Source organism: Nostoc sp. NMS2 (assembly GCF_017115105.1).
GTDB lineage: Bacteria > Cyanobacteriota > Cyanobacteriia > Cyanobacteriales > Nostocaceae > Nostoc.
The window spans coordinates 1-13,551 of sequence record NZ_JABXKH010000134.1; the positions used below are offsets into that span (position 1 = coordinate 1).

Consider the following 13,551-nt stretch of genomic DNA (forward strand, 5'->3'; position numbering starts at 1 on the left):
AGTTCAATCTCGGTCGTCAGTCAATTCGTCAATCGCCACCTTATATCCCGCCACTAATTTTGAGTACAAAATTCAGTGGGGGACTTACGGTGTAATAGTTAAAACCCCTAGCCAATAGCTGAATTACACAGCGATTAACTAGGGGTTTTGACCATTAGGAAACTAGCAAAAGTCTAAATTGAATAAGACACTGGGAAGGATTTCGCATCCTTTGGCTTGACATATACACGCTGTTTCGGTTCTAACTCTAAGTCATTAAAGCGATCGCGTGTTAAATGGGCCATCACCACTTGCCCGTCGTCGAAAGTTAATTCCACCTGAATTTCCCAACCCAAATGGATCAATCGGCTCACTGTCGCAGCCGTGGTAGTACCGTTAGCAACCTTTTCTAAAATCACATCTTGCGGGCGCAAAAATACTTGCGGGTGTGGCGCATCAAACCCGCTACTTTGAAAAATCTTTGAGGTGCTGGGTAATACATTTACCGGGCCGATGAAGCTCATTACAAATGCGGTGGCAGGATGATCGTAAATTTCCGATGGTGTCCCCACTTGTTCCACGCGCCCTTTATTCATAACCACAACTTCATCGGAAACTTCCATAGCTTCCTCTTGGTCGTGGGTGACAAAAACTGTGGTAACATGAACCTCATCATGGAGGCGGCGTAACCATGCCCGTAAATCTTTGCGGACTTTTGCATCAAGTGCGCCAAAGGGTTCATCTAGGAGTAACACTTCAGGTTCTACTGCCAGTGCCCTTGCTAATGCTACCCGTTGTCTTTGACCACCAGAAAGTTGTGATGGATAGCGATCGCCTAATCCACTCAATTGCACCAACTCTAGTAATTGTTCTACCTTTCCCTTAATCTTTTTTGGCTGTGCCTTGCGAATTTCTAAGCCAAAAGCAATATTCTGTCTGACGGTTAAATGCTTGAATAGAGCATAGTGCTGAAATACAAAGCCAATATTGCGCTGCTGCACGCTTTGGTATGTAGCATCCTTCCCGGTAAGCAGGATTTTGCCGCTATCTGGCATTTCTAAACCTGAAATTAACCGTAGTAGCGTCGATTTACCCGATCCTGATGGCCCAAGCAACGCAACTAGCGAACCACTCTTAATTTCCAGGCTAACCTCATCAACTGCCTTGAAACTCCCGAATTGTTTGGAGACATTCTCAACTACTATGCCCACTGCTGCTATACCTCTGCAACTAAATCTACAGATCCTTGGTAGGATTACTGTGTCTTACATATACCATACATAATTATCTAGGGGAATGGGGAATGGGGAATGGGGAATGGGGAATGGGAGCAGGGGAATGGGGAATGGGGAATGGGGAATGGGAGCAGGGGAAGAATAACTATTGGTTATTGAGCAATGCCCAATTCCCAATGCCCAATTCCCAATGCCCAATTCCCAATGCCCAATTCGTATCGAAACATTAAGGAATATTGCATTTCACGAGAAACCTAGAGGAAAAGCGCCAAATCACTAGAAAGACCGTGGTAGTATGCTCTCGGTAAATGTGAAGATTGGGAGAAAGACCTTTGACACTACGGGTTGCTGTTATTGGGTCAGGCCCTGCTGGTTCATCTGCCGCAGAAACACTGGCAGCCTCTGGGATTGAAACCTACCTGTTTGAGCGGAAGCTAGACAATGCAAAGCCTTGTGGGGGTGCAATTCCCCTCTGTATGGTGAGTGAATTTGACTTACCACCAGAGATTATTGATCGCCGCGTCAGGAAGATGAAAATGATTTCGCCTTCCAATCGTGAGGTTGATATCAATTTGGTAAATGAAGATGAATATATAGGAATGTGCCGCCGGGAAGTGCTAGATGGCTTTTTGCGCGATCGCGCGGCAAAAGTAGGCGCAAATTTAATTAATGCCACTGTTCATAAACTTGATATACCAGGAAACAATACCGATCCCTATACCATCCATTATGTTGACCATACGGAAGGTATATCACAGGGGATTGCTAAAACCCTGAAGGTGGATTTAATCATTGGGGCGGATGGGGCTAACTCTCGCGTTGCTAAAGAAATGGACGCTGGGGATTACAATTATGCGATCGCTTTCCAAGAGCGGATTCGCTTACCCGAAGACAAAATGGCCTACTACAACGACCTTGCCGAAATGTATGTCGGTGATGACGTTTCTACTGACTTCTACGCTTGGGTTTTCCCCAAATATGACCACGTAGCTGTCGGTACTGGCACAATGCACGTCAATAAAGCCAGCATCAAACAGTTACAAGCTGGTATCCGTGCCCGTGCTTCCGAGAAACTGGCAGGCGGTAAAATTATCAAAGTAGAAGCCCACCCCATTCCTGAACATCCCCGTCCCCGTCGTGTTGTCGGTCGCATCGCGTTGGTGGGAGATGCTGCTGGTTACGTTACCAAGTCTTCTGGTGAAGGGATTTATTTTGCCGCCAAATCTGGGCGGATGTGTGCGGAAACCATTGTAGAAGCATCTAATAGTGGTAGCCGTATTCCTACAGAAGGCGACCTCAAAATTTACCTGAAGCGTTGGGATAAAAGATACGGACTCACTTACAAGGTGCTGGACATTCTGCAAAGTGTGTTCTATCGTTCCGACGCTACCCGCGAGGCGTTTGTGGAAATGTGTGATGACCTCGATGTACAACGGCTAACATTCGATAGCTATCTGTACAAAACGGTTGTCCCAGCTAATCCTATCACCCAATTGAAGATTACTGCCAAAACTATTGGTAGTCTAATTCGCGGTAATGCCCTTGCACCTTAACTGAGGGCAAAGGACTGGGAATTACAACAAATAAATTACTCAATTTTGTGGGGTGGATATCTTGTATGCTTATTAATCAGGGCGGGCAAGATGCCCACCCCACAATGTATATTTTTATCATTCGATAGTAAATAGACCCATGTTGTAGGGGCGATTCATGTAGACGCATTCAGGGAGCGTCTCGTAGAGAAGCGGCTACCCGCAGGGTATTACTCCTAAGACATAGTTTTTCACAGACCACTACGGGAAATCAAGGCTTTGATTAATGTTTAAAATCGCTGACCTATGCCTAAATAAACCTGTATCCAAAATTGCAACTACATCTTTTTGTAGCTGGCTTTGACTGGTTTCTCCACCCACCTGGGTTTTAATGACTTTACGAATAATCTCCTGCAATTCTTGATTGGCTCCCACTATCTGTATGTGTGTAGCTGTGACTACTAAATCGCTAGTAGGAGATGAGGGGGAGATGAAGGGGAATGTTACGGGAGAATTACCCTTGTCTGCCGAGTTTAAGATTACTGGGGAATTTTTGCTTGCACCTGTTTGTGCGGCGACGGGATTTTGAGAAAATTGTTGTGCAACTATAGTTTCTGGGGAAGCAATTGTCTCTATCCGTGTAAAAGTGTCTTCAATTATTGGCACTACTAAGTTACCAGCTTTTGCAGTTGGAGTAACGGTTTTAGCTGGTGCAGCCGTTGCTTGCTGAGTGACATTGGCAGCAACTAAAGTAGCTAAAGTAAAAATTGCAGTAGCAGAAACTCGCATAATTCGATTTTGGATTTTGGATTTTAGATTTTAGATTAAAAGACTTGATTAAAAAGCTGTTCTAAGAATTTTAAACAATACATCCTTTGAGAATTTGATGTTAAACCTCATCTAAGTTGAGAACCATAGTTTTTGCTCTCACCCTAAATCCCTCTCCCAGATATGGGAGAGGGACTTTGAAATTTTAGCTCCCCGAATCCCAGATATGGGGGATAGGTTGGGGGATGAGGGCAAATCCTTATTCATTAGAGTTGAACTACAGGTTTCAAGATAGACGTGGTTTAGTTGTAGGAAAGCAAAGAAATAGCGATAATACTAACTTCCAGCTTCTTCGCCGATTTCCCTATTTATACCTCTTACCCAAACGACAGGTAATTTTGATATTTTGTTTCTATGAGTAATGTATCTCGGTCATCTCTAGCTTCTAACTCCCAAGCTGCAACTTCTCGTTTACGGTTACTTGTATTAAGTAATGGTCATGGGGAAGATGTCATTGCAGTTCGGATTTTGCAAGAACTCCAACAACAATCAAACCCACCAGAGATATTTGCTTTACCTCTGGTGGGTGAAGGACGTGCTTACCAACAGTTGGATATCCCTCTCATTGGTTCAGTCCGCACTATGCCTTCTGGCGGTTTTATTTATATGGATAACCGCCAGTTGGCGCGGGATGTACGGGGTGGTTTATTGCAACTTACTCTCAGCCAGATTAAAGCTGTCCGCCGATGGGTGAGTTCCCAAAAAAAATTAGGTAATAAAAGAGCGATTTTAGCTGTGGGAGATATTGTCCCTCTGTTGTTTGCAACTTTTAGTGGCGCTAATTATGCTTTTGTAGGTACGGCGAAATCTGAATATTATGTGCGGGATGAAGCTGGATTATTACCACGCAAATCCAAAGATGCGCGTTGGGAAAACTTTTCTGGTTCAGTTTACCATCCTTGGGAACGTTGGTTGATGAGTCGTCGCCGTTGTAAGGCGGTGTTCCCCAGAGATGCACTGACGACGGAAACATTAAAACAATGGCCAATTCCCGCTTTTAATTTGGGTAATCCCATGATGGATGGTCTACAACCAACCTTTTCACGCCAACAATTTTATAGTCGGGATAGTCACCAACAAGAAATAGTTAGACCTTTAATGGTGACTCTTCTTCCTGGTTCCCATCCGCCAGAGGCATACACCAACTGGGAAAAAATTATGATTGCTGTATCTGCGCTGATGACAAGTTTCCAGGAGCGAGATTCGGTGTTTTACACTTCTGGCACAGTAATGTTTTTAGGTGCGATCGCACCAGGTTTAGACTCTAATATTTTATCCCAAAGTGTGCAATCTCAAGGCTGGCGCACAGAATCAGTATGTCCTATCAAACTTCCCGATCCAAATATCTTGACATTTAAACAAAGAAATGCATATCTACTGCTAACTCAAAAAGCCTATAATGACTGCTTGCATTTGGGAGATTTTGCGATCGCAATGGCAGGTACAGCCACAGAACAGTTTATCGGTTTAGGGAAACCTGCGATCGCTATTCCCGGCAATGGTCCCCAATACAACCCTATCTTTGCTGAAGCTCAAAGTCGTCATTTAGGCTCATCTTTAATTTTAGTCGAGCAGCCAGCAGAAGTTGCCGAGATTGTCCAGTCTCTATTTAAAGATCCTGATATTTTGCAAATTATTGCCGAAAATGGCCTGCGACGCATGGGTAAACCAGGAGCCGCACTACGTATTGCAGAATGTTTACAGGAACGGTTTTGAATGGGCATTGGGCACTTGTACTGAGCGACTTGTGCCGAGCCTGTCCTGAGCGTAGCCGAAGGGCGAAGCCGAGGTAAGTCGAAGTATTGGGAATTGGGCATTGGTTATTAATTCTTCTCCCTCATCTCCCGGTTGGTGAGCGAAGTCGAACCACATCTCCCTTATCCCTTAGGCCACCAACCCAGAACGTAAGGCCCTAACGGCAGCTTGGGTACGGTCATCAGCACATAATTTATTTAGAATATTACGAACATGAGTCTTTACGGTACCAACTGTAATATAGAGTTTTTCGGCAATTTGCCCATTGCTACACCCAGCTACAATCAATTCTAAAATTTCTAATTCCCGTTGAGTCAAAGGGTATGTTTCTAAAACTTGCTCATATTCTGACGCTAATGCCTCAATTTTTACAGTCTTCGGCTTATCAGAACTTTGGCTTTCTCCAGGAATACCTTGGCGCATTTTCCGCAATACCACATTGGCAATTGCCGGATCGATCCAAGAGTTACCGCCGTGAGTTGCTTGAATAGCCTCAGTTAATTTACTGATACTTGTTTCTTTCATGTAATAAGAATCAGCACCCGCCGCAAAAGCCGCAAGTACAGCATCTTCAGTATGATCCATTGTTAGGATCAAAATCTTCGTTGTCGTTTGCCCAGTCTCAGCTTGATGGCGTTTGAATTTACGGGTGAGTTCAATGCCGTCCATGTCAGGTAAACCGATGTCTACAACAGCTACATCTGGCTTTGCCGTTTCCAAAAGTTTTAGTCCCTGAGTCGCATTTGCTGCTTCGCCTATTACTTTCAAGGCGCTGTGAGACTGTAATGCCGCTCTTAGCCCCATTCGTGTTAAGTCATGATCTTCAATTAAAATAATGCTAATTTCATTCATTGCTATATTCGCTCTTACGCTGTTTACATCTTTCAAAGTATTACCTTTCGTTAGCGTCTTTCTGTTAGTTCTCCAAACCAAAGATAGATGATATTTTAACCAGTTTGCATCCATCCCTGGAAATAATAAATTTCCTATTTTTTGATATTTAGATAGATAACATATCTAGCTGTAGATATATAGATACTTGTACAAAAAGTATGAAATATTGAGACGAATGCCAAATTGTTCTCCCTTGCTCAGAATTCAGCTTTTAGTTACCATCTTCCATTAGTTATTTTTTATTATCTTGTACAAAGCTTACAAAAATGGACGAAGTTCTGACTTTTAAAGGAATCTGGAAAACCTCACTTGCATTCCTCTCTCCTACAAGTAAAAAGGTAAATTCTCCCCCAACCCTACAAGGTTTGGGGGCTAGAAGCTTAGGTTTCGCCTCTTCTTTTGCTCATAACGTGAAAAGTCTGGCTCGATGGTGGACAATCTCAAAAGGAATTAAACCACACCTGCACAGGGTAATTACTCGTGCATCCAGATGGTGTGAGACTTACGGCTCAAAAGTTAAATCCTTCAGCAGTCAAAATGGGCGAGTAATATTTTTAATGCCAAAAGGCTTAGAAAAGCTTGGTATACTTCCTAAAGTTTCTGAGGAGGTGTTGGAAATTTTACAAACTGTGAAAGTTTGCGATCGTTAAGAAAATTGTTGAAATTCCAGGAGGTAGGATTACTTTTGACTCACAAATAGGTATGAGAAGCACTTTCTTATTTACCCGTTCTAACCAATCTAATGGTTAAAACTGCTCAAGCTTATGGTACACGATCATCGTATGCAACTCTCACCAATGGCTGACGACGGCCGCTTGCTCACTCATTTACAATTGATTTAAGCTTAGTAAAGTATTTTATTTTACTTTATATCAGTTTGTCTGTTTCTCCAGAGCAATATTTTTCGGTTTATTAATTGCTAGTTTTTGAAAGCCATTGATAGTTTGCTAGGAGTTTAATTTCAATAGTTTGGCACATTAACCAGATTAAGGGTACAACAGACTAAATTTAACGCAAATGAAAAGGAGTCAGAATCAAGGAATCAGCATACCTCAAGCAATCAAGTCAGGGCTAACTTTGTCAAACAATTTTGGATTTTAGATACTTCGACTGCGCTCAGTACAAGTTTGCGATTTTGGATTTGTTTCACTTAACTTCGGGTGGGGCATAAACCGAAATAATCTAAAATCTCAAATTCTTAGTCAATCAAGTTACAGATTTTAAATGTCCGAAAATATTATATTTTTTTTAATTGGATAATCTCAAAAGAGAAATGTTATACATCAACATCTGTTTGGCGGCAAAAATAAAAAACGATGGAAGAGACGCTGAAAATTTTGATTGTAGACGATGACGAACTAGACAGGATGGTAGTTTGTCAAGCACTGACGATAGCAGGTATTCAGATGGAACTGTCTGAAGTGAGCGATGGCAATGATGCATTTTATGCCTTAAGCAGTACTGCTTATGATTGTGTTTTCCTCGACTATGATTTACCAAACCAGGATGGACTAAGCTTGATTCAACGGCTACGTTCTTCGGAAATTAAAGTTCCTTTAGTCGTCTTGACTGGTCAAGGAAATGAAGAAATGTCTGTTCAATTAATTGAAGCTGGTGCTACAGACTATCTCTCTAAGTCTAGGATATCCCCAGAAAACTTGGCACAGGTCTTGCGGAGTGCGATTCGGATTTATCGGGCTGAAATGCAGGCAGTTTTGGCAAATGAGCAGCTTAGAGAAAGTCATGAAAAACTCATTCGTAAGAACCAAGAATTCGAGAGACAACAAGAACAGATTCAAATGCAAAACTTTAAGTTATTGGAGGCATCACGGTTAAAATCACATTTTTTGGCCACTATGTCTCACGAACTCAGAACGCCGATGAATGCGATTATTGGTTTTTCGCAAATACTGTTGCGTCCTAAGTTTGGTCAACTAACTCCCCAGCAATCAGATATGATTGAGCGCATCTTGAATAATGGGAAGCATTTACTGATGTTACTTAATGAAGTTCTGGACTTTTCTAAGCTGGAGGTAGGACGATTAGACTTAAAGGCGGAAAAATTTGATGTATCAAAGGTCATAAATCTCGCTGTAGGTGAAATACGTTCTTTAGCTGATGCTAAAAAGCTGTCATTGTTAGTGCAAACCGATTTGCAAAATCCTCTGGTATTTAATGATCCTGTTCGGATCAAACAAATTTTAACTAACCTCCTCTCCAATGCGATTAAGTTCACAGAGTCTGGTGAGATTTGGGTTGAGGTTAAGGAACTACCTACAAATCAAGTGTTAATTATTGTTCGGGATACAGGTATTGGTATAGCATCCAGAGATTTTAAACGTATTTTTGAAGCATTTCGCCAAGTCGATCAAACTATCACTCGCAAATATTCCGGGACTGGTCTAGGTTTGGCAATTGTAGATTCATTGGTGCGAATGATGGGTGGCAAAATTTTTCTAGAGAGCAAATTGGGCATTGGTTCAATGTTTAAAATTGAATTGCCGCGTCAAATCACATTACCAAATGTGGCAGATGATCCTCCCACTTTACAATTAGATAGCGACGGATTTTTTGGCAGAACAAAAAATCCCCATCAGTCATCTTCTCAAGCTAGGCAAGCACCAATAGGATATCCTAAATTTAAACTATAAATTACTTCCACAAGAAACTGATAAAAATTTATAAATTATGTCTGTAATTGAAAATAATAAAATTTATCGGATTCTCGCAGTTGATGATACTCCAGATAATCTAATTTTGGTTCAAGCAATTTTAGAAAGTGAGGGATATGAAATTGATTTGGTTTCAGATGGAATCAAGGCTTTGCGGCAAGTAGAACAATCTCCACCCGATCTGATTCTGTTAGATGTAATGATGCCGGGGATAGATGGTTATGAAGTCACACGTCGGATTCGCAATAACCCAGCAATTAGTTATATTCCAATTCTGCTAATTACTGCCTTTCATGAATCTAGCGTTGTCGAAGGTTTAGATGCTGGTGCTGACGATTTTATTCGTAAACCATTTGATACTGATGAACTACTGGCAAGAGTGCGATCGCTATTACGTCTCAAGCACAGTCTGGATGAACAACAAAAAATGACCCGCCAACGGGAAGATTTTGTTTCCCGTCTGACTCATGATTTGCGAACTCCGCTAGTAGCCGCCGATCGGATGTTGAATTTGTTTGAGATGGAAACATTCTGCAAAATATCGCCGGAAATGAAACAGGCGATCGCAGTTATGGTTCGCAGTAACCAAAATTTGATGGAAATGGTAAACACTCTCCTAGAAGTCTATCGCTTCGAGGCAGGTAAAAAAACGTTGAATTGGGAAATATGCGATTTACGTGAGATATCTCAAGAAGTAGTGAGCGAACTCAGTCCTCTAACGAATGAAAAAGGTTTGACTCTGACAGTAGACACCAGTAAATTAGCTCCACTGAGTAAAAATGCCGGGATTCTCATGGGCGATCGCTTAGAACTACGCCGGGTGCTAAACAATTTGATTGCCAATGCGATCAAATTTACAGATACAGGAGGAATCGCAATTCGCATTTTTGAAATATCACCTCCTTCAGGAAATCAAGATTCGGTAACAATTGAAGTACAAGATACAGGATATGGAATTGCGCCCGAAGATCGGGCAACAATTTTCGAGCGATTTCGCCAAGGCAAAAATAAACGTTCAGGTAGTGGCTTAGGGCTACATCTATCCCACAGGATTGTAGAAGGGCACGCAGGAAGTATCCAAGTTGCCTCTGAACTAGGTAAAGGTACTTTGTTCACCGTGCAACTGCCTAAGAACATTTAAGTTCTTCACGGGGATATTTTTCTGCTGAATTCCTAATCCTGACAAAGTTCAAAAGCTGAGTAAGGGGAGAATTTTCCCCCCAATACACGGCGAATTATAGCCTCTAAGTCTTCAATCATATAGGGTTTGCTGATATAATCATCAAATCCCGCCTTGAAGATCCGCTCTCGATCCTCCCTGGTAGCTAAAGCTGTAACTGCGATCGCTGGAATTGTGCAAGTTAAGGGTTCTTGCTTTAGATGACGCACAACATCAATACCGCTAAGACCTGGTAACAAAATATCCAACAAAATTAAATCAGGTTGATATTCTTTAGCCACCAGCACTGTTGCAGAACAATCAGTTTGACAAATAAATCTACAACCCATTGACTCAAGAGCATAACTAATCAGTAAAAGACTATCATCATGGTCTTCTACTACCAAAATCAAAGGCTGGTGAGAGTTTTGCTGCTTTTCATCACTCATGAATGAATGTGCCAAATACATCTCTTCTCCAGAAGATTTTATTAGAATTCATCGCCTGTCTCTATTAGGTAGATACAGACCAGGCTTCGCGCGAGTACTCGGTCAGAATTAGCTAATGTGTTTTACTTTCGCCTATTTGACAATTCTTACCCACACAAAAATTGCTGAGGTAAGAAAACCTCAAGCTGAGAGGCTTAACAGATACTTTTCGATTATACGCAAAATTACAGAATATTTTCTTAATAAGTTCACCATAACTTTATATAAAAAGATCAGATGATTATTTATAACAGTATCGGCTTGAACTATGTATGTTTTGAGATTTTAAAGATACTAAATAAACAAGTAATTCAAGCTATTAACTGTTAAATTCTGTACTGTAGTTTGCGTACTTAATATAATTTAGACAAACTCTTGATTGGTTGTACAGATGCGATTGAATAGGTTTTTACAAGTAACCAAACCAAGAGATTATTTTTGATATGTTCCTGAAAAGAAGCAGCTTCTCATCTTTTGTCTAAGGCTATCTACTACTTTACTATAGCGCGATGTCTACGACGGGCTACACATCTGCATAAATTTGTTTCTAGATTATTGAGATTTTCGGCGTTGCTGATTAGATATATAAATCTTGGTGTAGAGACGTTGCAATGCAACGTCTCTACAAGGGTTTTGAAATCACGCAAAATCATTTTCATACCTGAATTCAGCAACTTCTCTGGTTTGTTGGGTTTCACTTCGTACCCCTGCGGGGATCTTGCTACAACCCAAGTGTATTGTCTTATGAGTTACATTCATTCAATCTTAGCTCTGTTTTTATACCCTAAATGAAAGTTATTTACCTAATTAATATAGAACTAATATTTGATTTCTGAAAAAGCTCGGTACAACTCGAAAAGCCTAATTCCCTACTCCCCACTCCCAGCCTACGTAGATAATTATGGCTACGCCACGCTGCGCGAACAAAAATCAAATACGATTCCTATAAATGCATATAATTTATTACTAGCCATTTTTGAAGTTTAATGCAACCAAAAACTTGAGACTAACTCTGTTTAAGCTTTGTTAAATTAGACCATTAATACATATTAATTTTATCTGTGATAAATTTTATTTTTAATCCCATCAATTGAAATATTTATCTATCTAAAGGAGGTTGAACTACTTGCCATATTATCATTATAGCTTGCTATCAGATTTTATAATTATTGTATACATCCTAGAGGAAGATGACCAGAATTTAGAGTAGCTCTAAATTAATTCTGGTGTGTCGAATAACTGCTTTCAATTAAGGTTTAGCACTCAGCTAAACCTTTTTTCATGCCTACTGTTATGGTATGTCAACACACTTTAGACAGATGAACTGAAATCAAAGTAATTATAAATTAGCAAGGTATGGTAAACACTTGGTATATATAGGGCGTGGCTTTTAGCCATGCCTTTTTTGTGAGTGACACTAACCAACTGAAACATAGAACATATTTCAAGTTAGTGAGGTACAAAATAGCCCACATGCGCTATTGCGCACCCTCTCCAAGGCATCGGGGAGGATCTAAAAATATTTGATAAATCAATAGAAATTACGCAAAAAGGCAATGAAAGCTTTTATTTACCGTAGGGGCAATTCATGTAGAAGCGTACTACTAGGTCGAGGCAAGCTACGCAGAGCGTCTCCAAGAGTTGCGGCTACTGTACGAGTTCTTCAACGGAGTACTTGCAGGATATTGACCCTAGATTTTGTATTTGATGTATAAGTACTAATCAAGAATAACTTTCAAAATATCCTCTAACTTCCTATTAATAAGACATAGATATCATATTAAACTATGTTTAACACTATCTAAAGGAATAGAAAATGTCATTAAAACATATTTGGTTAGTGTTATTAAATACTATCTATCAATAGAACAAGCAACAAAAAACTATCAGTACCATATATGGAGCAATATTCGTATCATTCTATGGATAGTAGAAATAACTATTTTACAAAGTTATTATTCAGCCTGTTAATGCCTGAAAAACGTGTATGTACCCTGGAATAATATCCAGGGTCTTTTTTTAGAAAAACTCAGATAAGTAAAAGATAGACTTTCGTTAGAGTAGAAGTAACTTGATGGGCGATATTTTTATCCACTGGATTTATTAGAAAAAATAAAGACGTGATCTATCAGAATCTACCTTGGTGATTGGAATTTTTGGGCTAATCCAGAAATCTTTCAACAGGATTAACTTTAGGTAGATTTTTTGTGTATTTTTTAAAAAAATAGTTAATATTTTTACCAAGTTATGAAGTACTAAATTTCTGAATATTTATACACATCCTCTAGGATGATGAACTGTAATACAGAGTAGAACTAAATTAATTTAGTACGTTGTTAAGCACAGCAATTATTGAGGTTTGGTTCACAGCCAAACCTTTTTTTTAAACGAGTAACCAGGAAATGTGTTATCAGATTTCAGAATATTTGAATACAGCCTATAGGAAGATGAACTAAAGTAATAGTCAGTCTAAATTAATCTTGGTGTAGTAAATGCTTGGTATATATAGAGGCTTGGTTTAACCAAGCCTTTTATTATGAGTGATCGGGTAATTGTGTATCAGTCTTCAGGAAATTTGGATACAGTCTATAGGAAGATGAACTGCTAGAAAAATCAGTCTAAATTAATTTGAGATGTCTGCTTAAGCACTAAATATATAGGTTTAGCACTGAGCTAAACCTCTTTTCTGATTGAGTGAAGGGAAAGAAGCGAAGCTTTAGCGAATCTTCTCCCTTGGCGGTAGCTTCTCCCTTTGGGAGCTATGGTGTACACACAAATCTTCTAACATTGCCCCACAAGCTTTTGATCCCCCCAACCCCCCTTAAAAAGCAGGGCTGATTCATTCCACAAGGGCAATAAGTTTGTCAATATCATGAGATAGAAATCTGTGAGCAATTGCCCAATCATTGAATTTTTTTGCCAGCTTATCAAACTCTACTCCCATCACTACACGCCGGATAGTTGAATAAGATGGAACTCCATGTTTTTGGATACCAAATTTCTTTATTA

The 13,551-nt window shown here is 40.1% G+C and carries 10 protein-coding genes; 5 read left to right on the top strand and 5 right to left on the bottom strand.

The genetic code is table 11. The features are described from left to right. Nucleotides 1-173: 173 nt before the first annotated feature. Complete coding sequence (locus HWQ36_RS23600; RefSeq protein WP_292707029.1) at nt 174-1,190, bottom strand: sulfate/molybdate ABC transporter ATP-binding protein; 1,017 nt, start codon at nt 1,188-1,190, stop codon at nt 174-176. Between the two features lie 356 nt (nt 1,191-1,546). Here HWQ36_RS23600 and chlP point away from each other — a divergent pair, with 356 nt between their 5' ends. After that, on the top strand, nt 1,547-2,767 hold the full coding sequence (gene chlP / locus HWQ36_RS23605; RefSeq protein WP_292707031.1) for a geranylgeranyl reductase: 1,221 nt from the start codon (nt 1,547-1,549) through the stop codon (nt 2,765-2,767). Between the two features lie 240 nt (nt 2,768-3,007). Here the strand turns inward: chlP and HWQ36_RS23610 are convergent, their stop codons facing one another. Next, a complete protein-coding gene (locus HWQ36_RS23610; RefSeq protein ID WP_292707033.1) occupies nt 3,008-3,535 on the bottom strand; it encodes a hypothetical protein in 528 nt (175 codons plus the stop codon). 393 nt (nt 3,536-3,928) lie between these two features. Here HWQ36_RS23610 and HWQ36_RS23615 point away from each other — a divergent pair, with 393 nt between their 5' ends. Continuing rightward, nucleotides 3,929-5,290 carry a lipid-A-disaccharide synthase-related protein gene (locus HWQ36_RS23615; RefSeq protein WP_292707035.1) on the top strand — a complete coding sequence of 454 codons (1,362 nt, stop codon included), beginning with the start codon at nt 3,929-3,931 and terminating at the stop codon, nt 5,288-5,290. Here the strand turns inward: HWQ36_RS23615 and HWQ36_RS23620 are convergent. Both HWQ36_RS23620 and HWQ36_RS23625 read right to left on the bottom strand, forming a co-directional pair. Beyond that, complete coding sequence (locus HWQ36_RS23620; RefSeq protein WP_292707037.1) at nt 5,273-5,446, bottom strand: hypothetical protein; 174 nt, start codon at nt 5,444-5,446, stop codon at nt 5,273-5,275. The two genes, HWQ36_RS23615 and HWQ36_RS23620, sit on opposite strands and share 18 nt — an antisense overlap. A 12-nt stretch (nt 5,447-5,458) precedes the next feature. Next, nucleotides 5,459-6,181: a response regulator transcription factor gene (locus HWQ36_RS23625; RefSeq protein WP_174710515.1), complete on the bottom strand. Its 723-nt coding sequence runs from the start codon at nt 6,179-6,181 to the stop codon at nt 5,459-5,461. Between the two features lie 308 nt (nt 6,182-6,489). Here HWQ36_RS23625 and HWQ36_RS23630 point away from each other — a divergent pair, with 308 nt between their 5' ends. From HWQ36_RS23630 to HWQ36_RS23640, 3 genes are all read left to right on the top strand, one after another. Continuing rightward, nucleotides 6,490-6,873, top strand: a complete 384-nt coding sequence (locus HWQ36_RS23630) for a hypothetical protein (protein ID WP_292707040.1) — start codon at nt 6,490-6,492, stop codon at nt 6,871-6,873. Nucleotides 6,874-7,539: 666 nt separating this feature from the next. After that, nucleotides 7,540-8,874 carry a hybrid sensor histidine kinase/response regulator gene (locus HWQ36_RS23635; RefSeq protein ID WP_292707042.1) on the top strand — a complete coding sequence of 445 codons (1,335 nt, stop codon included), beginning with the start codon at nt 7,540-7,542 and terminating at the stop codon, nt 8,872-8,874. Nucleotides 8,875-8,911: 37 nt separating this feature from the next. After that, a complete protein-coding gene (locus tag HWQ36_RS23640) occupies nt 8,912-10,036 on the top strand; it encodes a hybrid sensor histidine kinase/response regulator (protein WP_292707044.1) in 1,125 nt (374 codons plus the stop codon). 32 nt (nt 10,037-10,068) lie between these two features. Here HWQ36_RS23640 and HWQ36_RS23645 read toward each other — a convergent pair whose 3' ends face one another. After that, on the bottom strand, nt 10,069-10,524 hold the full coding sequence (locus HWQ36_RS23645; RefSeq protein ID WP_292707045.1) for a response regulator: 456 nt from the start codon (nt 10,522-10,524) through the stop codon (nt 10,069-10,071). Nucleotides 10,525-13,551 lie beyond the last annotated feature (3,027 nt).

Bases quoted from the DNA above. Each gene is read 5' to 3' on its own strand.
- HWQ36_RS23610 (WP_292707033.1), bottom strand. From the start codon at position 3,535: ATGCGAGTTTCTGCTACTGCAATTTTTACTTTAGCTACTTTAGTTGCT.
- HWQ36_RS23615 (WP_292707035.1), top strand. From the start codon at position 3,929: ATGAGTAATGTATCTCGGTCATCTCTAGCTTCTAACTCCCAAGCTGCA.
- HWQ36_RS23620 (WP_292707037.1), bottom strand. From the start codon at position 5,446: ATGTGGTTCGACTTCGCTCACCAACCGGGAGATGAGGGAGAAGAATTA.
- HWQ36_RS23625 (WP_174710515.1), bottom strand. From the start codon at position 6,181: ATGAATGAAATTAGCATTATTTTAATTGAAGATCATGACTTAACACGA.
- HWQ36_RS23630 (WP_292707040.1), top strand. From the start codon at position 6,490: ATGGACGAAGTTCTGACTTTTAAAGGAATCTGGAAAACCTCACTTGCA.
- HWQ36_RS23635 (WP_292707042.1), top strand. From the start codon at position 7,540: ATGGAAGAGACGCTGAAAATTTTGATTGTAGACGATGACGAACTAGAC.
- HWQ36_RS23640 (WP_292707044.1), top strand. From the start codon at position 8,912: ATGTCTGTAATTGAAAATAATAAAATTTATCGGATTCTCGCAGTTGAT.
- HWQ36_RS23645 (WP_292707045.1), bottom strand. From the start codon at position 10,524: ATGTATTTGGCACATTCATTCATGAGTGATGAAAAGCAGCAAAACTCT.